Source organism: Dietzia sp. NPDC055340, from assembly GCF_053645335.1.
The window spans coordinates 154,643-178,900 of sequence record NZ_JBSHML010000002.1; the positions used below are offsets into that span (position 1 = coordinate 154,643).

The following is a 24,258-nucleotide window of genomic DNA, read 5'->3' on the forward strand; positions in this document are numbered from 1 at the left end:
TGGGACACGCCGACGTCGTGAGAAGCGCCGGAAGGAGCCGGGTGGATATGGATGCCGACGAGATCGACTTCCGGAGCTCCTCCCCGCGGGCGCGGCCGCTGAAGGTCGTCGCCGCCGCCCTCGACCCGGATCACGACCCGCGGATCGACAGGGACGGCCAGGGGTATCCCGTGCTCCTCAAGCTGTCCCGGGTACTCGACCCCGAGGAGGCGCGCCTCATCCTCGACCGCAATCCGTTCCTCCACGCGGCCGCCGGCTCACGCAAGCTCATCGCCATGGACACCACCGTGGAGACCGTGCGCGAGCAGAAGGACCGCCTGCAGCTACTGCTGGCGGAGGTCGAGGCGGATGCCCTGGCCGAACAGGCGCGCCAACGCCTCGAAGAACATCGGGCGGCCGAACTGCGGCTGGCCGAGCTACGCCGACGAAACGACGTGCTCGGCGAGATCGACTGGTAGCTGCCTCAGCCGCCTCGGCAGCCCCAGCCGGACGGAAGGCCCGGCGGAGTCAGCCTGCCTGGCGATCTCAGCCCAACTTCGGGAAATTCTGCGGGCAGTACGTCATGACCGCCGTGCCGAGGAAGTAGCCCTGCCCGTCCGGGTCCAGCCGGGCGTGCTCGCCCAGCCATCCCGACACCTCGTCCATCTGTTGCCCACCGTCGAAACGACCGCACGCCTCGTGCGCGGTCGCCACCGGGTCCATGCCCTCCGGCAGCGCGGTACCGCGCCCGTCCAGTAGCGCCACGAAGTCCCCGGCGCCAGGGGCGGGCGGCGGGGCGCCACCGGACGCCGGCGCGGGCTCACCCTCCGGGGCCGGCTCGGGTGCAGGGGGCGGGTCGGGTTCGCCGGGAAGCGGCGAGTGTGACGTGGACGGGGGCGGGGACACCGGCCCGGTCGGCTTCTCCGGACGCTCGTCGGCGAACGGGGTGGTGGTGGCGGCCGTGGTGGCCGAGTCCTGGGCGATGACCTCGGGGGCCTCACCGTCGACCGTCGCCCCGCCGCAGCCCGCCAGAGCGGCGGCGAGCGCGACCGTGGCCGCACCGGAGGCGACGAGACGCGATCGGGAACTCAACGGGCGTGAACTCATGGTGCGCATGCTAGGGCACTGGGTCCGCTACGCGGGTAGACGCACCGTCGCCGTGACGCCACGATGATCGGTCCGGTCCACGCGGACGGTGCTGGTCTCCCCCACCGAGACCGCGCCCCGGGCGAGGATGTGGTCGATCCCGATGAGCGGAGGGAAACGACGGTCGGCCGGCCACGTGGGCACCCACCCGTCCCCGCCCGCCGACACCGAATCCGCGTAACCGAGTTCGCGCAGTTCGCGGAACCTGACGTGATCCCAGGTGGCGTTGAAGTCCCCGCCCACCACGACCGGCGCCGGACCGGGCAGCCCGCCGAGATACGACCGCAGCCTGTCCGCCTCCTCGACGGCACGCGGGCCGTCGAAGACCGGCGCCACCGGGTGCGCAGCCACCACCGTGACCGGACCCGAGGGGCCTGCCATCTCGGTCCGCAGAACGCCCAGGCTGAAGCCGGGGATCCGCTCCGGGGAAGAGAGCGGATAGCGCGACCACACCGCCACGCCCTCGGTGCCCGGCGCGGTCGCCGCCGACTCATGCGGGAGCAGGCTCGTCAGGCCGGCGGTGCGCAGCGCATCCGCCGACTCCGGGGTGGCCTCCACGGTCAGCAACACGTCCACCCCGCCGGTGCGGACGGCGCGCACCACGTCGTGCGGGGCAGCTCTGCCGAACTCGAGGTTCTGCACCATCACCTTCAGGGGCACCCCGCCGGCGGGGTCGTCGTCGTAAACCGGTGACGACGCCACGAGCGGACCGTACTGGACCACCCCGGCGCCGACGAGCGCCAGGGCCAGGATGGTCAGCGCCAGGGAGCGGGCACTCAGCGCCGCGACCAGCGCGACCAGGCAGAAGAGCCAGGCCGCGAACGCGAACGTGGCCAACACCAGGACCGTGGGGTTCGCGGATCGGGACAGGTGGAGGGCGACCCCCGCGGCGGCGACCAGCGCCGCGAGCACGGACACGGCCCGCGCCGCCGGCCGGCGCCCCACGGGAGGTGGCGTCACCGAAGGAACTTGCGCAGATCCCCCAGCGCGGCGATCACGCGGTCGAGGTCGTCACCGTTGCGGACCATCGAGCGGACCGTCTCGGCGACCGAGGCGACGGTCGGCGAGGACGGAGCCCCGGACGCGGCGCCCGGCTCGGCGGTGGGCTCCACGAGCGCACGGGAGGCGGCGCGGGCTGCCCCGGGGCGACGACGATCCGGGCCCAGCTCGATCTCGAACCGGTCGCCCTTGTCGTCGGACCCGAGGCAGCGGACGCGCTCGTCGGCGGGCACTCCCGCGGCGCGGACGGCGTCGACGAACTCGTACAGCTCGCCGTAGGTGACCCCGTCGAGGGTGAGGGTGAGGTTCATCGTGACTGGCATGGGCCCAGGTTATCGCCGTTGGTGCCAGCGGCGCATCGGTGAAGACCCCGGGGTCGACCCTGATCTCACGCGGCGCGGCTCGTCAGACCTCGCCCCAGAACACGTGCTCGACGGCCTTGCGACCGTGGCGGGTCACCCGCAGGTACTCGTTGAGGAACTCGGCGCCGTCCGAGGACCCCGTGCAGATCGAGGCTACGGCGGACAGGATCTTGCCCTGGCCCGGCAGCTGGTCGACGGCCTTACCGCGCGCCAGCACGAGCGCGTTGCGGGTGTGGCCGGCCATGAGCCACGACTGCACCAGCGCATCGCGCTCGCCCTCGCTGAGCAATTCCGCGGAGGCCGCGGCGTCGAGCGCCTCGAGGGTCGAGGTCGTGTGCAGTCCGGGCACGCGTGCGGCGTGCTGCATGGTGAGCAGCTGGGCGCACCACTCGACGTCCGCGAGCCCGCCGCGGCCGAGTTTGGTGTGCGTGGCGGGGTCGGCGCCGCGCGGCAACCGCTCGGCGTCGATGCGGGCCTTCATGCGGCGGATCTCCTGCACGACCTTGGGCGGGACCCCGTCCTCCGGGTACCGGTGGTCGTCGATCATGTGGAGGAAATCCAGCCCCAGGCCGCGGTCACCGGCCACGAACGACGCGCGCAGCAGCGCCTGCAACTCCCACGTCTCCGCCCACGTGGAGTAGTAGGCGCCGTAGGAGGCCAGGGTCCGCACGAGGGGACCACTGCGCCCCTCGGGACGGAGGTCGGTGTCCAGGTCGAGAGGAGGATCCGACGACGGCGAGGACAGCAGCCTGCCCACGCGTTCGGCAACCTGGGTGGCCCATTTCAGGGCGTCCTCCTCGGCCACCCCCTCGGCCGGGTCGCACACGATCATCACGTCCGCGTCCGAACCGTAGGACAACTCGTTCCCGCCGAGACGGCCGAGACCGATGTAGGCCAGCCGGGCCGGTTGCCCGCCGCTGCCGGGCAGCATGTCACGGATCACCGCGGCGAGTGATGCCTCGAGTACCGCCTTCCACACCGCGGTGAGGCGTCGGCCGACATCGGGCGCGGAGATCATCCGCAACACGTCCGCCGCCCCGATGCGCGCAAGCTCGGCGCGGCGCAGGGAACGGGCGGCCGCGATGACCCGCTCCGGGGTGCGGTGGCGGGCGGCGGAGGCGGTGAGCGCCGAGGCGATGTCGGAGACCTTCGAGGCCATCAGCGCCGGCCCCTCCGCGCCGTCGGTGAGGTCGGGGATCACCTCGGGGTTGCGCATGAGCAGCTCCGCCACGAACGGGGAGGTGCCCAGAACCTGGACCAGGCGGCGGGCGACGATGCTGTCGTCCCGCAGCGTGCGCAGGAACCAGGTGATGTCCTCGTTCTCCTCGCACAGGCGGCGGTAGGCCAGCAGACCCGCGTCGGGATCCGGGGTGTCGGCCAGCCATTCCATGAAAGTCGGCAGGAGCAGCGCCTGGATGCGGCCGCGCCGGTTGTTCTGCCCGGCCAGCGCGCGCAGGTGCCCGAGGGCGTTGCGGGGCGCGCCGAAGCCCAGCGCGCCGAGCTGGCGCTCCATCGCCTGGGGACTGAGCGAGAGCGCCTCGGCGTCGTACGAGGCGATCGAGTCCAGCAGCGGGCGATAGAACAGCTTCGAGTGCAGGCGCCGCACCCGGCGGCGGACATCACGCAGGCGCTTGCGCAGCACCTGCGCCGCGTCACTGGGTCCGTCGGGCCGGATTCCCGAGGCGCGGGCGAGCCAGCGGTACCCCTCGTCGTCGCCGTCCTCGGGCAGCAGGTGGGTGCGCTTGTACCGCTCGAGCTGGAGCCGGTGCTCGAGGAGCCGGAGGAACTCGTAGGCGGCAACGAGGTCGGAGCCGTCCTCGCGCGCGATGTAGCCCCCGGCGCGCAGAGCGCCCAACGCCTCGACGGTGCTGGTGACGCGTAGCTCCTCGTCGGTGCGCCCGTGCACCATCTGCAGCAACTGGACCGCGAACTCCACGTCGCGCAGCCCACCTCGGCCGAGCTTGAGCTCGCGGTCCCGCAGGGCCTCGGGCACGTTCTCCTCGACCCGACGACGCATCGCCTGGACGTCGTGGACGAAGTCCTCCCGCTCGGCGGCGGTCCACACCATCGGGTAGACGGTGTCGTGGTACTCGGTGGCCAGGGCGAGATCGCCGGTCATCGGCCGGGCCTTGAGCAGCGCCTGGAACTCCCACGTCTTGGCCCAACGCCTGTAGTACCTGGCGTGCGAGTCCAGGGTGCGGACCAGTTCGCCGGCCTTGCCCTCCGGGCGCAGCGCGGCGTCGACCTCGAAGAAGGCCATCGAGCCGATACGCATCATCTCCCCCGCGACCCGCGTGGTCTTGGCATCGGCGGGCTCGGCCACGAAGATCACGTCGACGTCCGAGATGTAGTTGAGCTCGCGCGCTCCCCCCTTACCCATCGCCACCACGGCCAACCTCGTGGGCATCGGTGAATCCGGGTACACGGTCGTCACGGCCACCGAGAGCGCGGCGGTGAGGGCGGCGTCGGCGAGATCGGACAGCCTGGACCCGACCTCGCCGAACGGCAGGGCCGGCTCACGGGTCTCGACCGTCGAGGCGAGATCGTGGGCCGCCAGCAGCGCCACATGGTCGCGGTAGACGGACCGAAGCACGTTCACCGCGGCGCCGCCGATGATCCCGGCCCGATAGGTGCCGACGCTGCGCAGATCCTCGGACTGCGTCGGTTCGGGGGCGTCCCCGACCGGGGCCTCGGGGACGGCCTCGACCGCCGCGAGCAGGTCGGACAGGACGTCCTCGCGGGAGGGCAGCGGCGACCGCATCAGGGTCCACCGGGTCGGCTCGGCGACGATGTGGTCCCCCAGCTGGCTCGACGAGCCCAGAAGTGCGAGCAACCGCGCCCGCACCCGCGGATCGGAGCGCAGCGTCGAGTCTAGTGCTGCCACACCGCTGTCGACGGACAGGGTGGCGCCACTGCGTGAATGCGACTCGGCCGCCAACGACTCGCGGAGGCGGACCAGGGTAGCCAACGCCAGATCAGGGTCCGGAGCCCGTGACAGCGCCCGGAGGACGGGGACGGCGTCGTCGTCGTTCCATCCCAGGTACTCGAGGCGCTCCGCCGCCCGGTCATCCAGGAGTCCCAACCGCCCGGGGCTGGGGGTCCGGGGGCGGGCGGAATGCGGACTCACGCCGATACCTCGGGCGCCCGACCGCCGGTCACAGCGCGAGGTAGTTGCGGAGCTCGTACGGGGTGACGTCGCTGCGGTACTCGCGCCACTCGCGGCGCTTGTTGCGCAGGAAGAACTCGAAGACGTGCTCACCGAGCGCCTCGGCGACGAGCTCCGACTCCTCCATCGCGTCCAGCGCCTGCTCGAGACTGCCCGGCAGATCGGTGTAGCCCATCGCGCGCCGCTCGCGGCGGCTCATGGTCCACACGTCGTCCTCGGACTCCGGCGGCAGCTCGTACCCCTCCTGCACGCCCTTGATACCGGCGGCGAACATCACCGCGAACGCCAGGTACGGGTTGCAGGCCGAGTCCGGGCTGCGGACCTCGATCCGGCGCGAGGACGCCTTGTTGGGCGTATACATGGGCACGCGCACCAGCGCCGACCGGTTGGCCCGGCCCCACGTGGCCGCCGTGGGGGCCTCGCCGCCGCCGATGAGCCGCTTGTAGGAGTTGACCCACTGGTTGGTCACCGCCGAGAACTCCGGGGCGTGGCGCAGGATGCCGGCGACGAACGACTTGGCCGTGGCCGACAACTGGTACTCGTCGTCCTGCTCGTGGAAGGCGTTCGCGTCGCCCTCGAACAGGCTCATGTGGGTGTGCATCGCCGAGCCCGGGTGATCGCGCAACGGCTTGGGCATGAACGAGGCCCACACGCCGTTGTTCATCGCGACCTCCTTCACGATGTACCGGAAGGTCATGATGTTGTCCGCCATGCTCAGCGCATCGGCGTAGCGCAGGTCAATCTCCTGCTGACCCGGCGCGCCCTCGTGGTGGGAGAACTCCACGGAGATGCCCATGGCCTCGAGCGCCTCGATCGCGTGGCGGCGGAAATGCGGCGCGGTGTCGTGGACCGCCTGGTCGAAGTAGCCGCCGTTGTCGGTCGGCACCGGCTCCGCACCGTCGGTGTCCAGGCTGCGGAACAGGAAGAACTCGATCTCCGGGTGCACGTAACAGGAGAAGCCGAGGTCGGCCGCCTTGTTGAGCTGGCGGCGGAGCACGTGGCGGGGGTCGGCCCAGCTCGGGCTGCCGTCCGGGTTGAAGATGTCGCAGAAGATGCGGGCCGAGTGCTGGCCGCCGTCGGCGTGGGCCCACGGCAGCACCTGGAACGTCGACGGGTCCGGCTTGGCGACGGTGTCCGCCTCGGAGACCCGCGAGAAGCCCTCGATGGCGGACCCGTCGAACCCGATGCCCTCCCCGAACGCGCCCTCCAGCTCGGCCGGGGCGACGGCCACGGACTTGAGAGTCCCCAGCACATCGGTGAACCAGAGCCGGACGAACCGGATATCGCGTTCCTCTAGGGTCCTGAGAACGTACTCCTGCTGGCGGTTCATGCCGTCCAACCTAGTGCCTGCCGCATTACGTCCGTGTGACATCCCGCCCTGCGCCGCCGAGCCGTCGCCGGGGACACGCGCCGCGCCGTGCCGGTCCGGGCCGTGGCAGACTCGTCCGCGACGCCGCGCGGCCCCGGCTGCGCACGTCACCGCCCCCTATCCGCCCGGGGACCGGCGTACGACCGGCCTCGAGGTCACCCAAGGAAGGCCACACCGCCATGAGCGACAACCCCGACACCCCCGTCTACGGATCCGGCGCCGCGTCGGACACCGAAAAGCAGGGTCTGACCCGGGTCACCCGCATCCACCACCTCGCCGAGCTCAAGGCCGCCGGCGAGCCCTGGCCGATGCTCACCGCGTACGACTTCGTCTCGGCCCGTCTCTTCCAGGAGGCCGGGATCCCGGTCCTGCTGGTCGGCGACTCCGCCGCCAATGTCGTCTACGGCTACGACACCACCGTCCCCGTCACCGAGGACGAGATGATCCCGCTGGTGCGGGCCGTCACCCGCGGCGCCCCCAGGGCGCTCGTCGTGGCCGACCTGGTCTTCGGCTCCTACGAGGGCTCACCCGAGATGGCGGTCGCCGCCGCCACACGCATGATGAAGGAGGGCGGTGCGCAGGCGGTCAAGCTCGAGGGCGGTGTGCGCATGGCCCCGCAGATCCGGGCGATCGTCGACGCCGGTATCCCCGTGATGGCGCACATCGGCTTCACGCCGCAGTCCGTCAACGGGCTCGGCGGCTTCCGCGTCCAGGGCCGGGGCGACGCCGCCGACGAGCTCCGGGCCGACGCACGCGCGGTGCAGGAGGCCGGGGCGTTCTCCGTGGTGATGGAGATGGTGCCGGCCGACCTCGCCAAGGAGGTCTCCGACGAGCTGGAGATCGCCACCGTCGGCATCGGCGCCGGCAACGGGTGCGACGCCCAGGTGCTGGTCTGGCAGGACATGGCCGGGCACGGGACCGGGCGCACCGCGAAGTTCGTCAAGCAGTACGCGCAGCTGGCGGACAGCCTGCGCGACGCCGCCCGCGAGTACGGCACCGAGGTGCGCTCGCGCGCGTTCCCCGGCCCGGAACACTCCTTCTGATGACGGCCGACGGGACCGCCCCGCGCGACGGGGGAACCCTGCGCCGCGCGCCGTATCCGGAGATCGAACCCCACGAGTCCGGGATGCTCGACGTGGGCGACGGACAGCGGCTGTACTGGGAGTGCTCCGGCACCCCGGACGGCACGCCGGTGATGTTCGTCCACGGCGGTCCCGGCGGCGGCACCACCCCCGCCCACCGGCGGATGTTCGACCCGTCCGTCTACCGGATCATCCTGGTCGACCAGCGCGGCTGCGGCCACAGCACCCCGCATGTCGCCGACGGCGCCGACCTCGCGGTCAACACCACCTGGCACCTGGTGGGCGACCTCGAGCGCCTCCGCGAGCACCTCGGAGTCGAGCAGTGGCTGCTCTTCGGCGGATCGTGGGGGTCGACGCTCGCGCTGGCCTACGCCCAGGAACACCCCGACAGGGTCCGCGGCCTGGTCCTGCGCGGGATCTTCCTGTGCCGGCCATCGGAGATCGACTGGTTCTACCGTGGCGGCGCGGCGCACCTGTTCCCTGACGTGTGGGAGGGCTACCTGGCGCCCCTGATCGCCGCCGACGGCGCCGACGCCGTCCACCGGCCCGGGTACGACCACGTGGCGTCCTACCACCGGCTCATGCACTGCGGCGACCCCGCGACCGAGCTCGAGGCGGCCCGCGCGTGGACCACGTGGGAGACATCCACGTCGGCGCTGCTGCCCCGCACCCCTGCCGGCGACGGCGTCGGAACCGGTGATCAGGATCGGTTCGCCCTGGCGTTCGCCCGGATCGAGAACCACTACTTCGTCCATGACGCCTTCCTCGACGGCGCCGCGATCCTGGACCGGATGGACCGGATCACCCACCTGCCGGCGGTGATCGTGCACGGCCGCTACGACGTGGTGTGCCCGGTAGCGAACGCGTGGGAGCTACACGCGGCCTGGCCGGGCTCCGAGCTGCACATCGTGCCCGACGCCGGCCACGCCATGGCCGAGCCCGGCATCACGCATCTGCTACTCGAGGCCACGGACGCCTTCCGCCCCTGAGCCCGGCGGGCCGGTCAGCCCTCAGAGCACGCCGAACCGGCGGGACATGGCCACCGTGCCCCGCTGGTACGCGGACGGGAACAGCCGGACCAGGGCGTCGATGAGGTGCGCGTCCGGCCCCACGAGGATCCGGGCCCGCCGCCGCTCGACGCCGTCGAGGATCACCCTCGCGGCCGTCGAGGCCTCGGTGCGGGCGAACTTCTCGTCGAAGATCGAGGCGAAGCCCGCGCTGTCGAGCCCCTCGGCGGCGCCGGCGTTGCGGGCCACCGCGGTCTTGATCCCGCCGGGGTGGACGCAGCTGACGTCGACGGGATGCCCGTCGGCGAGCATCTCCATCCGCAATGACTCCGTGAACTGCTGTACTGCCGCCTTGGCGGCGTTGTAGGCGTTCTGGGTGGGCACGGACAGGATCGCGAAGATGCTGGAGACGTTGGCCAGGTGTCCGTCGCCGGAGGCGATGAGGTGGGGCAGGAACTCCTTGGTGCCGTGGACGACGCCCCAGTAATCCACGTCCATGACGCGGGCGATGTCCTTGTACCCGGATTGGCTGACCCGCCCGGTGAACGCGATACCGGCGTTGTTGATCACCAGGTTCACCACGCCGAAATGCTCGACGACCTGCCCCGCGTACTCGGCGACCATGGCCTGCTCTGTCACGTCGAGGCGCTGGGAGTGCACGTCGGTGGCACCGTCGGTGCGGGCCATCGCGACGGTCTGCGCCAGGCCGTCGACGTCGATGTCGCTCAGCGCCAACCGAGCGCCGCGGCGGGCGGCCTCGCGAGCGAGCTCGCGGCCGATCCCTGATCCGGCCCCGGTGACGACGACGACCTTGCCGTCCATCCGCCAGCGGGATCGGCGGCCCGTCAGCCCGCCTATCGTCTCGGTCGTCCTGGCGATCATGCCGCTCATGCCCGGGCCTCCTGTCGGGTGTGCTGCGCCGCCGCGTCGGCAGGAGTGCGGCGGTACGCGCTGAGATCGAACTCGCGCGTCTCACTACGGAAGGAGAAGGTGAAATCGGGCCACACGGCGGGGGCGTTGCCCTTGTCGTCGAGGTACCAGCTCCGACAGCCGGTCGTCCACACGGTGTCGCCCGTCGAGGCCCGCAGTTCGCTGTTGTAGGCGTCCTGGACCACCTCGCGGACGTCGACGGTCTGCAGGTTCCGCTCCCGCATCGTGCGCAGGGCGTCCGCGAGGTAGTTCAGCTGGGACTCGATCATGTAGATCATCGACGAGTGCCCCAGGCCCGTCGCCGGGCCCACCAGGACGAACAGGTTGGGATAGCCGGACACGGTCGTGCCCTTGTACGCCTCCATCCCGTCTGCGGCCCACTTGTCGGCGAGGGTCCGGCCATCGGCGCCGCGGACCCGTTCGAAGAACGGCGAGTCGGTGACATGGAAGCCGGTGGCCACCACCAGCACGTCCGCGGGGTGCTCGACACCGTCGGCGGTGGTGATGCCGCTGCCGGTCACCCGCGTGATGGGCGAAGTCACCAGATCGACGTTGTCTCTGGTGAGCGTCGGGTACCAGGTGTTGGACAGCAGGATCCGCTTGCAGCCGATCTCGAAGCGCGGCGTGACCTTCTCGCGCAGGCTCCGGTCCCGCACCTGCATCGCGAGGTGCGCACGTCCGATCGCCCGGATCGGCGCCAGCGCCGCGCGGCTGCGGGTCAGGCCGACGACCTGGAACTCGCGGCTGACGTACTGCAGGGTCCGCATGACGCGCTGCAGGCCGGGGATCCTCCGGTACGCCTTCCTCTCGATCTGCGGATACGTCCGGTCCATCCGCGGCAGGATCCACGGGGCGGTGCGTTGATAGACGTCCAGATGCGACACCGTGGGGGCGATGGACGGCACCACCTGGATCGCCGAGGCCCCGGTACCGATGACCGCGACCCGCTTACCCGCCAGCGTCACCGAGTGGTCCCAGCGGGCGGTGTGGAAGACCTGTCCGGCGAAATCGTCGATGCCCTCGATTTCCGGCCGCTTGGGCTCGCACAGTGCGCCGACCCCCAGCACCACCACGCGGGCATCGTAGGTGCCCTCGCTGGATTCGACGGCCCACCGGCCGCGGGCCTCGTCGAAGTCGACGGCGGTCACCTCCACGCCGAAGTGGATCTTGTCGCGGACACCGGCCTCCTGGGTGACCCGACGGATGTAGTCGTAGATCTCCCCCTGCGGCGAGAACGCCCGCGACCAGTCCGGATTGAGGGCGAAGGAGTACGAGTACAGGTGCGACGGGACATCACATGCCGCACCGGGATAACTGTTGTCGCGCCACGTACCGCCGACGTCCGTGCCCCGTTCAAGGACGACGAGATCGTCGAATCCGTCCTGCGTGAGCCGGATGGCCGCGCCGAGCCCCGAGAACCCGGCGCCCACCACGAGCACATCGACGGTCCTGACCTGTTCCACTTGACCCCCCAGAGACGACATCAGACTGCAGGCCCCGGCCGACCGCCTACGCGCTGCTCAGCATGTGACCAGTGCCACGCGAGCCCGGAGCCACGTCAGACCTTACTCCCAAGTAAGTCCGTGCAGGGGCGAAGGGACCTGCGGCGTTAACCCGCTGCTGGTACAACCAGATCATGGCGATCAGCGAGACCGTTGAGGTGGAGAGCAAGTTCGAGGTCGGGGCGGACGATCCGGCCCCCTCGGCCGAGGCCTTCGCGCCGCTGGCCGCGGACGATCCGGTGGAGCATCAACTGTCGGCCACCTACTACGACACGGCAGACCTGTCGCTGACCCGCCACAAGGTGACGCTGCGGCGCCGCACCGGTGGCGACGACGCGGGCTGGCACCTCAAGCTGCCCGGCCGCGATGGCCGGCTCGAACTGCAGGCCCCGCTCGGGGACGAGGTCCCGACCGAGTTCGTCGACGCCGTCGCCGGGCTGGTGTGCCGACGGGAACTATCGCCCATCGCCCGGATCGACAACCAGCGCCGGGTCACCCTCCTGCGCGATGCCGACGGGACGGCGGTCGTGGAATTCTGTGACGATCGGGTGACCACCGAGTCGTTCGTAGCCGACGGCTCCGCATCCCGATGGCGCGAGTGGGAGGCCGAACTCGTCGACCCGACCCTGCCCCACGCCGGGGAAGCCCTGGCCGCGGTCGCCGCGGCGTGCATTTCCGCGGGCGCGCGGGCCTCGTCGTCGTCGTCGAAACTCGCCCGCGCCGTGGGCCCGGTCCCCGAGGCGTGGGACCGCGGCGTCTCCCCCGTCCGCGACGCGCTCGGCGAGGACCTCCGGCAACTCCTCGACCACGACCCGGCCGCACGGCGCGTCACCATGACCGGCGTTCACCAGATGCGCGTCGCCGTGCGCGGGTTGCGCAGCACCATCGGCTCGTACGCCACCGAGCTCGATGCCGAGACCGCCGGAAGCGATGTGGACCTGGCCGCGCTGCTCGAGGAGCTGAAGGTGCTCGCCGCCGTGCTGGGCAAGGTGCGCGACATCCAGGTGGTCGACCAACGGCTCGGGACGATCGCCGCCGAGTACCCCGAGGACGTCGTGACGCTGCAGACGCGTCAGCGGCTTCGGTCCGAGTTCGACGCCGAGGAGAAACGGGCGGGCGAGCGCGTCATCGCGGCACTGCTCTCCGACAGGTACCTGGACCTGCTCGACGCCCTCCACGAACTCCTGCGCGTGGCCGGCACCGAACCCGGACCCGGCCAGCCCGGCGATGACCGATTCCCGGCCGAGGCGGACAAGAGGCAGCGGCGCGAGGCCGAGGAGATGGTTCTGCGCGGTGTCGACCGGCAGTTCGCGAAGTTCTCGAAATCCCGCACCCGGACCGAGCGCGACCTGGCCTCGCTCGACCTCAGTCTGGCGCAGCGGGAGGAACTGACCCACGTGGTGCGCAAGCGCGCCAAGGCGCTACGGCGCAACGTCGGCTCGCTACCGGACAGGGACGGATTGAACGTGGCGCCGCTGCGGACCGCGTGCCAGCGGCTTCATACCGTACTGGGCGAGGTCCAGGACAGCGTGACCGCGCGCCGGTGGATCCGTCGCATCGCGCGGCGGGCCGAGGCGGCCGGCGAGTCGACCTTCGGGTTCGGCGTGCTCTTCGAGCACGAGCGCGGATTCTCCGAGCACACCCTCGCCGGGTTCGAGAACGACGCGGCCACGGTTACCGCCGCCTACCGCGAACTGTCAGAATCGCGGCGTGCGACCCGACGCAAGAGGAGCAAGGGCGGCAAGAGGTCGCGGAAGAAGGGCTGAGCCGGGCCCGTCAGTCGTCCTCGTCCTGCGCGTCCCACGCCTCGTTGCGGGCCTTGGCTTTGGCCAACGCGGCCTCGGCCTCACCGCGGCTGGCGTACGGGCCCATCCTGTTCTCCCAGCCGCTGGTCTTTCCCTGCACGGCCTCGCCCGAGGCGAGGTCGTAGTACCACTGGTCGTCGGCCACGGCCGGTCTCCTTCGCTCGGTCCCACGGTGTGGCCCCACCCTATCGAGCCGCCCGGTGCGCCGCTGGGAACCCGGCGTCAGCACAGTGGGCGAACTCAAAGCCCGCTGCTCATTTGTCCCACCGGTAACATTCCCACCATTTGGGAAACAAGCACTATTCTCTCACTTTTGCCCTCGCGGCCTCTCTGACGTGCGAACTCGACACCTGACACCTCGACTGGACACCGGAAAAAACCGAATTGCGGTTGAGCTCGTTATTTCGCTGCGGTTACGTGGCCCTCAGCTGCGGCATGTGAGCAGCACCACCATCTCGCGGTCGTCAGATCGGCGGCCGAGAAAGCAGAAGGGGGACGCATGAAGAACGTCATCCGATCCGTCGGAGTAGCCTCTGTCGCCGTCGCATTCGGTGCCGGGGCGGCACTTTCCGCACCGATAGCCGGGGCCCAGTCATCACTTCCGGGCGGTTCGCTCGGTAGCGACAACTGCGGAGAGCAGATCGTAACCCCCTCCACGCTCGCCGCCTCCGGCTGGAGTACTCCCAGTGACGAGACCCCGGCCACGATCGAAGCCGTCGAGGCTACGGAGGATGTCGGAGAGGCGGCGCTGGTCTTCGGCGAACAGGACGAAGATACGCCGGGCGTATCGATGTACAAGGACGCCGGCGGCATGGATCTCGCGGACCTTCTCAGTGAGGACGACGAGCTTCTGCTGAACTTCGACTACACCACTGAAGGCCAGGCTCCGGCAATGCAGATCCGCCTCCTCGACGCTAGCGTCCAGGGCAACGACGGTGATGCCAAGGGGTTCGCGACCATCACGTGGAGCCCGGACGCTGGCACCGGCGACTGGCAGTCGGCTGATGCGAGCGAGTCCGAGCAGTTCTGGGTCACCCGTCCCGTCGTGAATGAGAGCGGCGAGGTGGTACTCCCCCGCGGAGAGCGGACCACCCTGGCGGACATCATCGAGAAGAACCCGGAGGCAACGATCACCGGTGTCGGTGTTCAGAAGACCCGCGAGAACGCGGCTGAGAGCGTCGCCATCGATAATTTCGTCTTCGGTTGCGAGACCACGAATTTCGAGCTCGATCCGGACGGGGGCAGCCTCGAGAACATCTTCGGTTCCGTGTCGGGCATCTTCGAGTCCTGACCGCTCCTGCGGCTGAGCAGGCCGCACTCCGCTGGACCATTCCAGCGCGTTCGCTGCGGGCGGGGATCTCACAAGCAGATCCCCGCCCTCGGCTTGTGTCTGTCGTTCGGTGCGCGCACTGTCGGGTTGCGGAAGGCAGGCGAACGAGCCGGCCTGTAAGCCGGTTACGTGTTTCAAAGGGTTACCCAGCGTGACGGGGGCAATACTCCAACATCATCATCATGACCACCAGTCGAGCCTGCGTATCATCCCACCGACCAGCAGTGCTCGCTGCCGCCTCATCTGCCACCTGCCGGTTCGTTGCGCCAGCATCAAGAGCAGTGCAGGTGCGCGTCGCGAGATTGCCCACTTGGACATGGGTGAGACTGACACCGGCAATCTCGCCGATCTGCTCGGATAGTGTCACCGGATCGCGGCCACCCACTCCATCAGCCGTTGTCGGGTCACGGTCAGAAGATGTGGGTGCGAGACTGCTGGTGGAGGTAGTATCGGCAGCGGCCTCTTGTTCGATCGCCTCTTCCCATCCCAGCCCGGCGAGGAACACCACGAACATCGCTAGTGCCGCGACGACAACGCCACCGACGATCCACCATGTGCGGGACGTCTTGGTCTCGGGCTGGCCGGTAGCGGTCCAGGGGTCGGGGTTGGTCACGGTGCGTCTTTCGTCGGGTGCGAGGGTATCCATATCAGGTGTGTACGACGCTCACGCGGCGCCCATAATTTCCAGCTGCAGGTCGGTTCCCATAGCGTGACCGCGCCACCCTCGAAGCAATCGTGGGTGAGGGAGCCCTGCTCGAGCTTGCCGGCGCGTGACGCGAGCCAGCCGACGAGGACTCGGCTGGGTCCGAGGCGGTGGCCGTTGGGGCAGCGAGTGGGGGCGTCGGTCCAGAGCATGCGCGGAGGGTAGCGGCGAAGTCCGTCAGGCCCGGCCGGTCCCGCACTGGTCCCGCAGCAGCCCTGCCTGCCGCCGGAACGCGCGGATAATGCGTACGGTGCGTAATGTTCGGGCCTACGCATATCCGTAGTTCATACGCCGACCAGCGGCGGGGTGAACGAGCCGGCCTGTAAGCCGGATCCTGTGCCCTCCACGAGGGAGGGCGACGACCATCCATCTGGGCACACCGTCGCCGGGTACCTCAAGCGGTCCACCCGCGGACTCGGGCGAGCAGCCCTTTCGTGCATCGCTGCACGTCATCCGCGCAACCGCACCACCAGGGGTGCGGTCTTTGACCTTGCTCCGGGCGGGGTTTACCTAGCCACCCCGGTCACCCGGGGTGCTGGTGCGCTCTTACCGCACCGTTTCACCCTTACCGCACCAACGGCGCGGCGGTCTGTTTTCTGTGGCACTGATCCCGCGGGTCACCCCGGGTTGCCGTTAGCAACCGCCCTGCTCTGTGGAGTCCGGACTTTCCTCGGGAGGCGGGCCTGTCGCCGACCGGCGATGGTCCCCGTCCCGCGGCCGTCCGGCCGACTCGTTCGCCAGACAGTCTAAACTCTCGCAGCGCTGGACCTTCAGTCGAGATGCGAGGTGTCGTTGACCAGGTGGACCGAGGTCGGCCCGTCAGAGTAGAAGCGCACGTCCGAGACGGACGCCAGGTCCAGATGCAGCCGGAACAGCAGATCGTCACCGGCGTTCAGCCCCGCCCGGATCGCGAGCTTGATGGGCGTGACGTGGCTGACCACCGCGACGACCCCACCGGGGCGCTCGTCGACGATCCGGCGCAGCCCCCGCTCGACACGTTCGCGGACAACGGCGAAGCTCTCCCCGCCCGGGGGCGCGACGGTGGTGTCGCCGAGCCACTGCGAGTGCACGTCGGGGTCCTGTTCGGCGGCCTCGCGGAAGGTCAGCCCCTCCCAGGCACCGAAATCGGTTTCGATCAGGTCGTCGTCGACGAGCAGCGGGACACCTGCCGCCTGGGCCGTGCGCTCGGCCGTGGCCAGGCATCGGCGCAGCGGCGAGGACACCACGGCCGCCAGGTGCGGCTGCGCCGCCAGGCGTGCGGCGGTGCGCTCGGCCTGGGCGACGCCGAGCTCGGTGAGTTCCGGGTCGCCCTGACCGGAGTAGCGTCGGTCCACCGACAGCGGCGTCTGACCGTGCCGCGCGAGCAGGATGTGGGTGGGCCTGCCGACGGCCCCGGTCCAGCCCGGGCCGCCGCTCACGAGTTCGCGGTGCGGACCACGATCACGCCGCACTCGGGACAGTTCAGGACCTCGTCGGCCGCGGCGGAGCGGAACGCCGAGATCGTGCTGCGATCCAGGTCCATGGCACACGCCGAGCAGCGGTTGCCGTTGAGGATCGCGGCGCCAACGCCTGCGGAATCCGCACTACGGCTGTAAAGCTCCAGCAGGTCGGCGGGCACGTCCTCGGCCTCGCGCGCCCGCTCCGCGATCGTCGCGGTGACGGAGTCCTCGAGCTCGGCCAGAGCGGTGTCGCGGACGGTGATGGCCATTCCGATCTGCGCATCCAGGTCGGTGACTACTGCTCCGGAATGCCGTACATCGGCCTCGACCGCCTCATGGCGTTCGCCGAGCTCGGCCAGCTCCTCCTGCAGAGTCGCCTCGCGGCGGGCCAGCGACCGGAGCTCGTACTCGAGTTCCGTGCTCTGTCGTTCGGAGATGCCGCCGGCAGCAAGCATCTTCGAGTCGTTGGCGCGGCGCTTACGAACAGCGTCGAGGTCCGAGCGCAGCTTGGCGATCGCCCGGTCGAGATCCTCGACGTGGATCCCTGCGCGCGCCGCCGACTCCACTCCCGCCCGCCGCTGCGCCTGAAGATCATCGAGAGCCGCCTGCTCCGGCAGCGCATCGCGCCGGTGCGTGAGCCCGGCCAGTCGCAGGTCGAGGTCGGCGAGGTCGACGAGTCGACGCTGGAGGTGGGGATCGGCCTTCATGGGGCCCAAGACTACCGCCGCCCGCCGCCGTCTCCCCCCGCGGAGACCGTCCACGGGTCGGTACGTCGGTCACACACCGTCGCCACGACCCCGGCCCGCTCCTCGAGCAGCGCGGCGGCCTGGGCGCACCACGGGAACTCGAGCGCCCAGTGGGCGGCGTCGACGAGCATCGGCCCGCCCTCGCGGAGGTGCTCGTCGACCACGTGGTGCCGCAGGTCGCCGGTCAGATACACGTCCGCACCGACCGACCGGGCCAGACCCAGCAGCGAGTCGCCGGACCCGCCACACAGTGCCACGCGGCGGATCCGTGCCTCCGGGTCACCGGCCGCGCGGACCCCCCACGAGGTGGACGGCAGCCTGCCCGCCACCAGCCGGGTGAACTCCGCCAGCGTCATGGAAGCGTCCAACTCGCACACCCGACCGAGGCCTGCGTCCTCTGCGCTCGGCGCGGGTCCGGCATGGTTGACCAGCACGTCCATGGCAGGAACCTCGTACGGGTGGCCATCGATGACGGCCCGTCGCACCACCGACCGCAGCTCCGGCGGGGCGACGAACTCCACCCGGAGCTCGGCCACCTCCTCGGCCTCACCCACCGCGCCGATCGTGGGATCGGTGCCGTCGCCGGGTCGGAACCGCCCCGTCCCGGCAACCGAGAAGGAACACTCCGCGTAACCACTCATCCGCCCCGCCCCGGCGGCGAACACCGACTGCATCAGCGTGTCGACGTCGCCCTCGGGCACCGTCACGACCCACCGGTCGACCGTTCCGTCACCGCTCGGTGCCAGCGGCCGGCCGGGGGTCAGCCCCAGCACCTCGGCGAGGGCGTCGTTGACACCCGGCCGGGCCGAGTCGGCGTTGGTGTGCGCCGAGAACAGGGCGCACCCACCTGCGATGAGCCGGTGCAGCAACCGCCCCTTGGGGGTATCGGCGGCGACCGAGTGCACACCCTTCATCAGCGGCGGGTGATGGACCAGCAGCAGGTCGGCGTCCTCGGCGAGCGCGTGATCGACGACCTCGTCCGTGGCGTCCACGGCCACCACGACCCGCCTCACCGGCGCCGAGCGATCCCCCGCCACCAGCCCGACCCGATCCCACGACTCGGCGAGTCGGGGCGGGTAGGCCTCCTCGAGAATCGCTATGACCTCGCCGAGGGTCGGGGCCCCGGGGGTCGCCGGCTCGGTTGCTGCAGATCCGGTGGTCACTGTGATTCCCCTATCCGTCCCGCGTCCGCCGCACGCGGACGACACCGCCCACCATCGTGCCCCGCCGCCCCCGCGACTGTCCGCGGCACCGGTGAAGTATGAGGGGGTGGGGGCGATGTTGCCGTCGTCGCTTCTCCCCGTCCCCCGGGCCACTCACCCACGCCACCCGCTCCCCCGGCCGGCCCGGCCCCGCGCCGGCGATCTCTGGGAGGATGGCGGCATGTCCGACCGACCGATCCTGCTCGTCGACCTCGACGGCACCATCACCGACTCCCTCGACGGCATCTCCCGCTCCCTCCAGCACGCCCTCGATGCCGTGGGCGGCCGCTGGGACTCCTCGCGCGACATCCGCTCCATCGCCGGGCCGCCCATGACGGAGACCCTCGCCTCACTCGGTCTGGCCGGCGCCGACCTGGACCGCGCGCTGGCCGCCTACCGCGAGCGCTACGACGAGGTGGGCTGGCAGGAGAACGCCGTGTTCACCGGCATGGACACCCTCCTGAACCGACTCGCCGTGGACGGCTACCGGATGGCCGTGGCGACCAGCAAGGACCAGGACGCCGCGCGGCGGATCCTCGCCCACTTCGACCTGGCCGCGCCGTTCGAGTTCATCGGCGGCGCCGACCTGTCCGTGGGCAGGCTGGCCAAGGCCGACGTGATCGCTCATTCCCTCGATGCGCTCGGGGTCGCGGCCGTGCCCGCTGCCGACGGCGGGACCCGGGGCGCGCTGATGATCGGCGACCGGGAGCACGACGTCGAGGGCGCGGCCCTGTACGGCATCGACACCGCGCTGGTGCGGTGGGGCTACGGGCGGCCTGAGGAGTGGAACGACGCGCGGTGGTCCGCGATCGACACGGCCGACTTGGAGGCGATCATCCGTGAGCAGTGATCGCGTGCGAGTGGTGTTCGTGTGCACCGGCAACATCTGCCGCTCCCCCATGGCCGAGTCCATGGCGCGGCAGGCGTTCGCCGACGCCGGGATCGGCGACCAGGTGGTCGTGTCGAGTGTGGGGACCGGCGGGTGGCACGTCGGTGACGGCATGGACCCGCGGGCGGCCGCCGAGCTCGAGGCGCACGGGTTCGGCAGCGTGCATGCCGCGGCCAAGCTCTCCGGCGCTGATCACGACGCCGACCTGGTGGTGGCACTCGACAGCGGCCACCGCGACCACCTGCTCGCCGAGGACGTGGCCGCCGAGCGGATCCGTCTGCTGCGCTCGTACGATCCGAGCGCCGACGGCACCGACGTCGCCGACCCCTACTACGGCGACCACAGCGGTTTCACCCGCACCCGCCTCCAGATCGCGGCCGCGCTGCCCGGCCTCGTCAGCGAGGTGCGTGGCCTGCTCGGGTAGCCCCGCCGGTCCGACGGATACCCTGGAGGCATGCGGAATCTGCGGCGTTTCCTGACCCCCGGCTGGGTTCTGGGTGTGTTGGCCGTGATCGTGTTCGCCTGGGCGTGCTTCGCGATCCTCGCCCCGTGGCAGCTCGGCAAGAGCGGCGACCTCGACGCGCGCAACGCGCGGCTCGCCGAGTCCGTGGAGGCGGCACCGGCGCCGTTGGCCGAGGTGGTCTCGAGCCCCGGGGACTACGCCGAGCGCGAGTGGCGTCTGGTCACCGTCGCCGGGCGGTGGCAACCGGAGGCGGAGGCGCTGCTGCGGCTGCGCTCGGTCGACGGCGAGCCCGTCTACCAGGTCCTCACCGCGTTCGCCGCCGATGACGGCCGGGAGTTCCTGGTCAACCGCGGCTACATTCCGGTCGGCGAGAACAACACCGTGCCGGAATACGAGGCCGCCCCCGGCGGGAACCTGGAGATCACCGCCCGGCTGCGCGCCGCGGAGGACGGGCAGGCCGAGCCGGTGACCGTGGACGGGCTCCCCGCGGTCCGGATCGTCGACCCCGTCGTCCTCGGTGAGACCCTCGGCCAGCCGGTGGAGACCGTCGGCTACCTGCAGTTGTCCGGCGGCCAGCCCGGCGCGCTCAACCCGGCGCCGATTCCGTCGATCGAGGCCGGCCCCTACCTCTCGTACGGCCTGCAGTGGCTCGCCTTCGGCATCCTCGCGCCCGCGGCGCTCGGCTACTTCGCGTGGTCCGAGGTCAAGGCCCGGCGTCGCGACGCCGAGGAGGCCGCGGTGTCCGACGTGGCGGCGCGAGACGCCGGTGGTGGCGAACCCCGCGATGATTCCGACGACGACACAGTCACCGGCGACACCCCCACCCGCGCGCGTGCCGGGACCGGTACCCCCGGCCCCGGCGCTGACGGGGCCGGCGCTGACGAGGCCGGCGCCGATCCGACCACCAACGTGGCGATAGCCCGGGAGCGGGCGATGCGGGCCCGCTACGGCCAGCGCGACGACGCGGAGAAGCGCCGGGCGCACCGACGCGCGGACCGCCTACGCTCCTGATATCCGGCCGCGCGATTCACCTGAACTCCCCCGCCGTCGCCGTCCATGCGGTGAGATCGCTGATATGACTCGACTGTTGCGCGCCCTGGGCGCCGCGACCTCGCTCGGCATGGCCCTGGCCGGACTGACGTCGTGCACCGCCGCCGACCGTGCCGTCACGACCGCGGATCAGTGCTCGGACTCCTCGGCCGCCCCCACCCCGGACCGGCACGAGCCCGGGCAGGCGATCCTGATGGCACCCGCCGTGCGCAGCTCACTTCCCGTCGGACCCGTTCGGGGCTGGGAGCAGGTCGTCTCCGTCGCCGACGGGCGCACCACCCTTGCGGCCGTGCACACGGACGGCACGGTCTCGGTCGTCGGCGTCGACTACCAGGGATCGCTCGCCGGCACCGGCGGCGGCGCCGGCGAAACCCTCGCCCCGCGGGTCGTGCCCGGGATCTCCGACGCGGTCTCGGTGGCCGCCGTGGGTTCGAGCTTCCTCGTCACGCACCGCGACGGCACGGTGACGGGATGGGGTGATCCCCTGATCGCCGACGGCGGACAACGCGATGACGAGCTCGACGGCATGGCGCCCACCCGGGTCGGCAAGGTCGAGGACATCGTCCACATCGCCGACGGCAGTCTCAACGTCCTCGCGCTGCGCGCCGACGGACGCGTCACCGGGTGGGGCACCAATCTGGTCCGGAGTCTGGGGGAACCGAACGGAACCCGCGTCCGCGACATCAAGGACGTCTCCGGAGCGGTCAGCATCGCCAACCCCGGGGACGTCGCCGTGATCGCCACCGGCGCCGGCGAGGTGTGCGCGTGGGGCAACAACCAGAACGGTCTGCTCGGCGTAGAGCCGCGAGGCGGTGAAACCGCGAGGCCGGTGCGGGTGGGCGACCTCGAGGGTGTGTCACACGTGGCCGGCGGCATAAATTATGCGCTGGCCCTGGATAGGGAAGGCCGGGTCTGGGCCTGGGGGCGCACGGTGTCAGGTGTCCTCGGCGACGGGAACACCGAGAACACCGCGATAGCCACCCCGCGCGAGGTCCCCGGTCTGCCCCCGCTCACGCGGATATTCGCCGCTGACTCCGCCTCGTACGGGATCGACGACGACGGCGGCCTGTGGGCGTGGGGAGGCAGCCGCCGGGAGGGACCGTACGAGAACACCGATCGTCTTCCCTACCTGCTCCCGCTCCCCGGGCCGGCCCAGGAGGTCTCGGGCAACGTGGTGCTGCTGGGACCCTCGTCCTGACCGGGATCCGACTCGGGGTCACCACATGATCCCCGCTCAGGCGAGCCGGAAGTCGCCACCCTCGTCGACGGCGAGACCGCGGGAGACCAGGTCTTCGAGGTGTTTGACGCACACCTCCCGCTCCATGTGGTCGGCGAACAACGGCCGGGGGCCGGGCCGGTAGAGGACACCCTCGCCCACCATCTCGTCGGCCCGCGACCTCCCCGCCCCGAGCAACTCGACTACCCGGGCTTCACGGACATCCATCATCGACGCGTATTTCGCGAGCGCGTCCCGGTACTCGGCTCGGTCGGAGAACGGACCCTTGTGGTGGAACGTCGCGTAGCAACGGGCCTCAACCTGCGCACAGATCGCCACGGTGCGACGCATGTCGCCCAGGCTCGCACTTCGATCGCTGTAGAGGGGGCCGAACGCGGACAGGTCGACGTCCGCGAGGAAGAGAACCCCGTCGGGCTCGATGAGAAAGCCACAGTGCCCCGCCGCGTGGCCGGGCATGGGGATCACCGTCGCCGTCACCCCACCACCGAGGTCGAAGACCTCGTCATCGGTGTAGATCGAGACGTCAGGGATCGGGGCCCAGTCGAAGGCGTCCCGCATCTCCGCCTCCCAGGCACCCCGGGCGAACCCCATCTCGTCGACGAACGCCTCCCAGTCCCTGACTGGGCCTGCGTCCTTCTCGTGGACCACGACCGGGCCCGTGCGGCGACCGGCGCCCACGACATAATCCTCGTGGAAGTGGCTGAGCAGCAGCAGGTCGGCCGCGGTGGGGTCCAGATGGGTGGCCGAGTCGAGCAGGATTACACTCTCGCCCGCCCGGATCTGCAGCGGGTTCCCGTCGGGGTAACGACCCCCCTGCGGTCCGACGAGCTGGTCGACATTCGGTCCCAGTGGGCGTCGCCGGGCATTCATGCGCGCTACCTCCGCTCACGAGGGGACGCACGGACTGCATCTTCCGTGGTGCGCGCGGAGGGAATCGAACCCCCGACCGCTGGTGTGTAAAACCAGAGCTCTAACCGCTGAGCTACGCGCGCGTGATCCGGTGCGTCGAGCGCACCGGTGCAGGTGAGACTAACGCACTCGCCTCGCGGACCGACTGCCGCCCCGCCCCCGGTTCGCCGGGGGCGGCGCTCACATTCGGCCCGGGCGAGAACGCGTTACCGACCCGGGAAGGACTACTTCCGGGGAGCGCTGTTCTTCCGGAGAGTGAGTCGGCTACCGGCCCAGTCGCCGAGGGCGGCCGTCCGGGTCTGCAGCATCCCCGCGGTCTGCGCCGATTCCGCGATGACCGCCGGCTCGACATGCCCGTCCAGCCCCGTCTTGGGGGTGAGGACCCACACGGATCCGTCGTCCGTCAGAGGAGTCACCGCATCCATCAGCCGATCGACGAGGTCGCCGTCACCGTCGCGCCACCAGAGCAGCACAGCGTCGACCACCTCATCGGTGTCTTCCTCCAGCAACTCTGATCCGACGGCGTCCTCGACAGCCTCGCTGATCGACTCGTCACAATCGGAATCCCATCCGACCTCCTGAACGAGCATGCCCTCCGCCAGTTCGAGCTGACCAGAAACCTGGTCCGCTTCGCCCTGCTGGTTCGCCGCGGCGACCACCGTGGTGTTCCTCCCTCTAATCCGGGTTGATGTTTCGGTTCTTCGCTGACTAGGAACAGTACCCGCGCACGGGCGCAGGCGAAACGACTACCGCCGATTTAACGGGTCCGGCACCGCCCACGTGTCGCCCGTCACGCTTTGGGGCACAATCGGGATCGTGGCCCGACTAACGGTCCATACCGGGCCCGCCGCCCTCCCGCCCACACCCGCGGCACACGCGGCGGCCCGGAAGCTGCACCACGACATGGGTGATGGCCCCACCTGGCCATCACGGTTTGAATCGC

Annotated in this window: 22 protein-coding genes, 1 tRNA gene, 1 other RNA gene and 1 pseudogene; 9 read left to right on the top strand and 16 right to left on the bottom strand. The window is 70.7% G+C overall.

Translation table 11 applies throughout. The features are described from left to right. The first annotated feature begins 47 nt into the window (after positions 1-47). The gene (locus tag ACWIFB_RS01845; RefSeq protein WP_454057098.1) at positions 48-458 is read left to right on the top strand and encodes a hypothetical protein; all 411 of its coding nucleotides are present in this window, start codon (positions 48-50) and stop codon (positions 456-458) included. A 67-nt stretch (positions 459-525) separates the two neighbouring features. Here the strand turns inward: ACWIFB_RS01845 and ACWIFB_RS01850 are convergent, their stop codons facing one another. The 5 genes from ACWIFB_RS01850 to glnA form a co-directional block, all read right to left on the bottom strand. Further along, entirely contained in the window at positions 526-1,086 is a 561-nt protein-coding gene (locus tag ACWIFB_RS01850) for a DUF732 domain-containing protein (protein WP_454057099.1), read from the bottom strand. 27 nt (positions 1,087-1,113) lie between these two features. Beyond that, on the bottom strand, positions 1,114-2,085 hold the full coding sequence (locus ACWIFB_RS01855) for an endonuclease/exonuclease/phosphatase family protein (RefSeq protein ID WP_454057100.1): 972 nt from the start codon (positions 2,083-2,085) through the stop codon (positions 1,114-1,116). Next, positions 2,082-2,447: a hypothetical protein gene (locus ACWIFB_RS01860; RefSeq protein ID WP_230929504.1), complete on the bottom strand. Its 366-nt coding sequence runs from the start codon at positions 2,445-2,447 to the stop codon at positions 2,082-2,084. The genes ACWIFB_RS01855 and ACWIFB_RS01860 overlap by 4 nt, the downstream gene beginning before the upstream one ends. A gap of 82 nt (positions 2,448-2,529) precedes the next feature. Beyond that, the gene (locus ACWIFB_RS01865) at positions 2,530-5,613 is read right to left on the bottom strand and encodes a bifunctional [glutamine synthetase] adenylyltransferase/[glutamine synthetase]-adenylyl-L-tyrosine phosphorylase (protein ID WP_454057101.1); all 3,084 of its coding nucleotides are present in this window, start codon (positions 5,611-5,613) and stop codon (positions 2,530-2,532) included. A 28-nt stretch (positions 5,614-5,641) separates the two neighbouring features. Then, positions 5,642-6,982 carry a type I glutamate--ammonia ligase gene (gene glnA / locus ACWIFB_RS01870; protein WP_230929506.1) on the bottom strand — a complete coding sequence of 447 codons (1,341 nt, stop codon included), beginning with the start codon at positions 6,980-6,982 and terminating at the stop codon, positions 5,642-5,644. A gap of 218 nt (positions 6,983-7,200) precedes the next feature. Here glnA and panB point away from each other — a divergent pair, with 218 nt between their 5' ends. Next, on the top strand, positions 7,201-8,064 hold the full coding sequence (gene panB, locus ACWIFB_RS01875; RefSeq protein WP_454057102.1) for a 3-methyl-2-oxobutanoate hydroxymethyltransferase: 864 nt from the start codon (positions 7,201-7,203) through the stop codon (positions 8,062-8,064). Next, a complete protein-coding gene (gene pip / locus ACWIFB_RS01880; RefSeq protein WP_454057103.1) occupies positions 8,064-9,092 on the top strand; it encodes a prolyl aminopeptidase in 1,029 nt (342 codons plus the stop codon). The genes panB and pip overlap by 1 nt, the downstream gene beginning before the upstream one ends. A 21-nt stretch (positions 9,093-9,113) precedes the next feature. On the opposite strand, the gene ACWIFB_RS01885 is transcribed toward pip, so the two are convergent. Next, positions 9,114-9,932, bottom strand: a complete 819-nt coding sequence (locus ACWIFB_RS01885; RefSeq protein WP_454057146.1) for an SDR family NAD(P)-dependent oxidoreductase — start codon at positions 9,930-9,932, stop codon at positions 9,114-9,116. A 65-nt stretch (positions 9,933-9,997) separates the two neighbouring features. After that, positions 9,998-11,503, bottom strand: a complete 1,506-nt coding sequence (locus ACWIFB_RS01890; protein WP_452099437.1) for a flavin-containing monooxygenase — start codon at positions 11,501-11,503, stop codon at positions 9,998-10,000. A gap of 173 nt (positions 11,504-11,676) precedes the next feature. Between ACWIFB_RS01890 and ACWIFB_RS01895 the strand changes: the two genes are divergently transcribed. Next, positions 11,677-13,308, top strand: a complete 1,632-nt coding sequence (locus ACWIFB_RS01895) for a CYTH and CHAD domain-containing protein (RefSeq protein WP_454057104.1) — start codon at positions 11,677-11,679, stop codon at positions 13,306-13,308. Between the two features lie 10 nt (positions 13,309-13,318). Here ACWIFB_RS01895 and ACWIFB_RS01900 read toward each other — a convergent pair whose 3' ends face one another. Further along, positions 13,319-13,492 (bottom strand): SPOR domain-containing protein, encoded by a 174-nt coding sequence (locus ACWIFB_RS01900; RefSeq protein WP_454057105.1) that lies wholly within the window; start codon positions 13,490-13,492, stop codon positions 13,319-13,321. Positions 13,493-13,846: 354 nt separating this feature from the next. Between ACWIFB_RS01900 and ACWIFB_RS01905 the strand changes: the two genes are divergently transcribed. Next, positions 13,847-14,638 (top strand): hypothetical protein, encoded by a 792-nt coding sequence (locus ACWIFB_RS01905; protein ID WP_454057106.1) that lies wholly within the window; start codon positions 13,847-13,849, stop codon positions 14,636-14,638. A gap of 181 nt (positions 14,639-14,819) precedes the next feature. Here the strand turns inward: ACWIFB_RS01905 and ACWIFB_RS01910 are convergent, their stop codons facing one another. The 5 genes and pseudogenes from ACWIFB_RS01910 to ACWIFB_RS01930 all read right to left on the bottom strand — a co-directional run bounded on the left by ACWIFB_RS01910 (position 14,820) and on the right by ACWIFB_RS01930 (position 18,728). Continuing rightward, positions 14,820-15,323 carry a DUF732 domain-containing protein gene (locus ACWIFB_RS01910; protein ID WP_454057107.1) on the bottom strand — a complete coding sequence of 168 codons (504 nt, stop codon included), beginning with the start codon at positions 15,321-15,323 and terminating at the stop codon, positions 14,820-14,822. Positions 15,324-15,687: 364 nt separating this feature from the next. After that, an RNA gene (rnpB, locus tag ACWIFB_RS01915) (RNase P RNA component class A) lies at positions 15,688-16,113 on the bottom strand. 37 nt (positions 16,114-16,150) lie between these two features. After that, positions 16,151-16,786: pseudogene (locus ACWIFB_RS01920) on the bottom strand (histidine phosphatase family protein); the annotation flags it as partial. Positions 16,787-16,794: 8 nt separating this feature from the next. Then, positions 16,795-17,526, bottom strand: coding sequence for a zinc ribbon domain-containing protein (locus tag ACWIFB_RS01925; RefSeq protein WP_452099433.1), 732 nt, complete (start codon positions 17,524-17,526; stop codon positions 16,795-16,797). A gap of 11 nt (positions 17,527-17,537) precedes the next feature. Continuing rightward, positions 17,538-18,728 (bottom strand): Nif3-like dinuclear metal center hexameric protein, encoded by a 1,191-nt coding sequence (locus tag ACWIFB_RS01930; protein WP_454057108.1) that lies wholly within the window; start codon positions 18,726-18,728, stop codon positions 17,538-17,540. Positions 18,729-18,948: 220 nt separating this feature from the next. Between ACWIFB_RS01930 and ACWIFB_RS01935 the strand changes: the two genes are divergently transcribed. The 4 genes from ACWIFB_RS01935 to ACWIFB_RS01950 all read left to right on the top strand — a co-directional run bounded on the left by ACWIFB_RS01935 (position 18,949) and on the right by ACWIFB_RS01950 (position 22,367). Then, positions 18,949-19,617, top strand: a complete 669-nt coding sequence (locus ACWIFB_RS01935) for an HAD hydrolase-like protein (RefSeq protein WP_452099431.1) — start codon at positions 18,949-18,951, stop codon at positions 19,615-19,617. Next, positions 19,607-20,080 (top strand): low molecular weight protein-tyrosine-phosphatase, encoded by a 474-nt coding sequence (locus ACWIFB_RS01940; protein WP_452099430.1) that lies wholly within the window; start codon positions 19,607-19,609, stop codon positions 20,078-20,080. Before ACWIFB_RS01935 ends, ACWIFB_RS01940 begins: the two co-directional genes overlap by 11 nt. 30 nt (positions 20,081-20,110) lie before the next feature. Beyond that, positions 20,111-21,130, top strand: coding sequence for an SURF1 family cytochrome oxidase biogenesis protein (locus ACWIFB_RS01945; protein WP_454057109.1), 1,020 nt, complete (start codon positions 20,111-20,113; stop codon positions 21,128-21,130). Between the two features lie 64 nt (positions 21,131-21,194). Then, entirely contained in the window at positions 21,195-22,367 is a 1,173-nt protein-coding gene (locus ACWIFB_RS01950) for an RCC1 domain-containing protein (RefSeq protein WP_454057110.1), read from the top strand. 36 nt (positions 22,368-22,403) lie between these two features. Here the strand turns inward: ACWIFB_RS01950 and ACWIFB_RS01955 are convergent, their stop codons facing one another. The 3 genes from ACWIFB_RS01955 to ACWIFB_RS01965 form a co-directional block, all read right to left on the bottom strand. After that, complete coding sequence (locus tag ACWIFB_RS01955) at positions 22,404-23,276, bottom strand: MBL fold metallo-hydrolase (protein WP_454057111.1); 873 nt, start codon at positions 23,274-23,276, stop codon at positions 22,404-22,406. Between the two features lie 46 nt (positions 23,277-23,322). Continuing rightward, a tRNA-Val gene (locus ACWIFB_RS01960) sits at positions 23,323-23,398 on the bottom strand. Positions 23,399-23,539: 141 nt separating this feature from the next. Then, positions 23,540-23,974 (bottom strand): DUF3052 domain-containing protein, encoded by a 435-nt coding sequence (locus ACWIFB_RS01965; protein ID WP_452099426.1) that lies wholly within the window; start codon positions 23,972-23,974, stop codon positions 23,540-23,542. Positions 23,975-24,258 lie beyond the last annotated feature (284 nt).

Excerpts from the sequence above, each read along its gene's own strand:
- ACWIFB_RS01905 (WP_454057106.1), top strand. The coding sequence starts at position 13,847 with ATGAAGAACGTCATCCGATCCGTCGGAGTAGCCTCTGTCGCCGTCGCA.
- ACWIFB_RS01850 (WP_454057099.1), bottom strand. The coding sequence starts at position 1,086 with ATGAGTTCACGCCCGTTGAGTTCCCGATCGCGTCTCGTCGCCTCCGGT.
- ACWIFB_RS01955 (WP_454057111.1), bottom strand. The coding sequence starts at position 23,276 with ATGAATGCCCGGCGACGCCCACTGGGACCGAATGTCGACCAGCTCGTC.
- ACWIFB_RS01895 (WP_454057104.1), top strand. The coding sequence starts at position 11,677 with ATGGCGATCAGCGAGACCGTTGAGGTGGAGAGCAAGTTCGAGGTCGGG.
- ACWIFB_RS01950 (WP_454057110.1), top strand. The coding sequence starts at position 21,195 with ATGACTCGACTGTTGCGCGCCCTGGGCGCCGCGACCTCGCTCGGCATG.
- ACWIFB_RS01860 (WP_230929504.1), bottom strand. The coding sequence starts at position 2,447 with ATGCCAGTCACGATGAACCTCACCCTCACCCTCGACGGGGTCACCTAC.
- ACWIFB_RS01925 (WP_452099433.1), bottom strand. The coding sequence starts at position 17,526 with ATGAAGGCCGATCCCCACCTCCAGCGTCGACTCGTCGACCTCGCCGAC.
- glnA (WP_230929506.1), bottom strand. The coding sequence starts at position 6,982 with ATGAACCGCCAGCAGGAGTACGTTCTCAGGACCCTAGAGGAACGCGAT.
- ACWIFB_RS01910 (WP_454057107.1), bottom strand. The coding sequence starts at position 15,323 with ATGGATACCCTCGCACCCGACGAAAGACGCACCGTGACCAACCCCGAC.
- ACWIFB_RS01845 (WP_454057098.1), top strand. The coding sequence starts at position 48 with ATGGATGCCGACGAGATCGACTTCCGGAGCTCCTCCCCGCGGGCGCGG.
- ACWIFB_RS01885 (WP_454057146.1), bottom strand. The coding sequence starts at position 9,932 with ATGGACGGCAAGGTCGTCGTCGTCACCGGGGCCGGATCAGGGATCGGC.
- ACWIFB_RS01935 (WP_452099431.1), top strand. The coding sequence starts at position 18,949 with ATGTCCGACCGACCGATCCTGCTCGTCGACCTCGACGGCACCATCACC.
- pip (WP_454057103.1), top strand. The coding sequence starts at position 8,064 with ATGACGGCCGACGGGACCGCCCCGCGCGACGGGGGAACCCTGCGCCGC.
- panB (WP_454057102.1), top strand. The coding sequence starts at position 7,201 with ATGAGCGACAACCCCGACACCCCCGTCTACGGATCCGGCGCCGCGTCG.
- ACWIFB_RS01945 (WP_454057109.1), top strand. The coding sequence starts at position 20,111 with ATGCGGAATCTGCGGCGTTTCCTGACCCCCGGCTGGGTTCTGGGTGTG.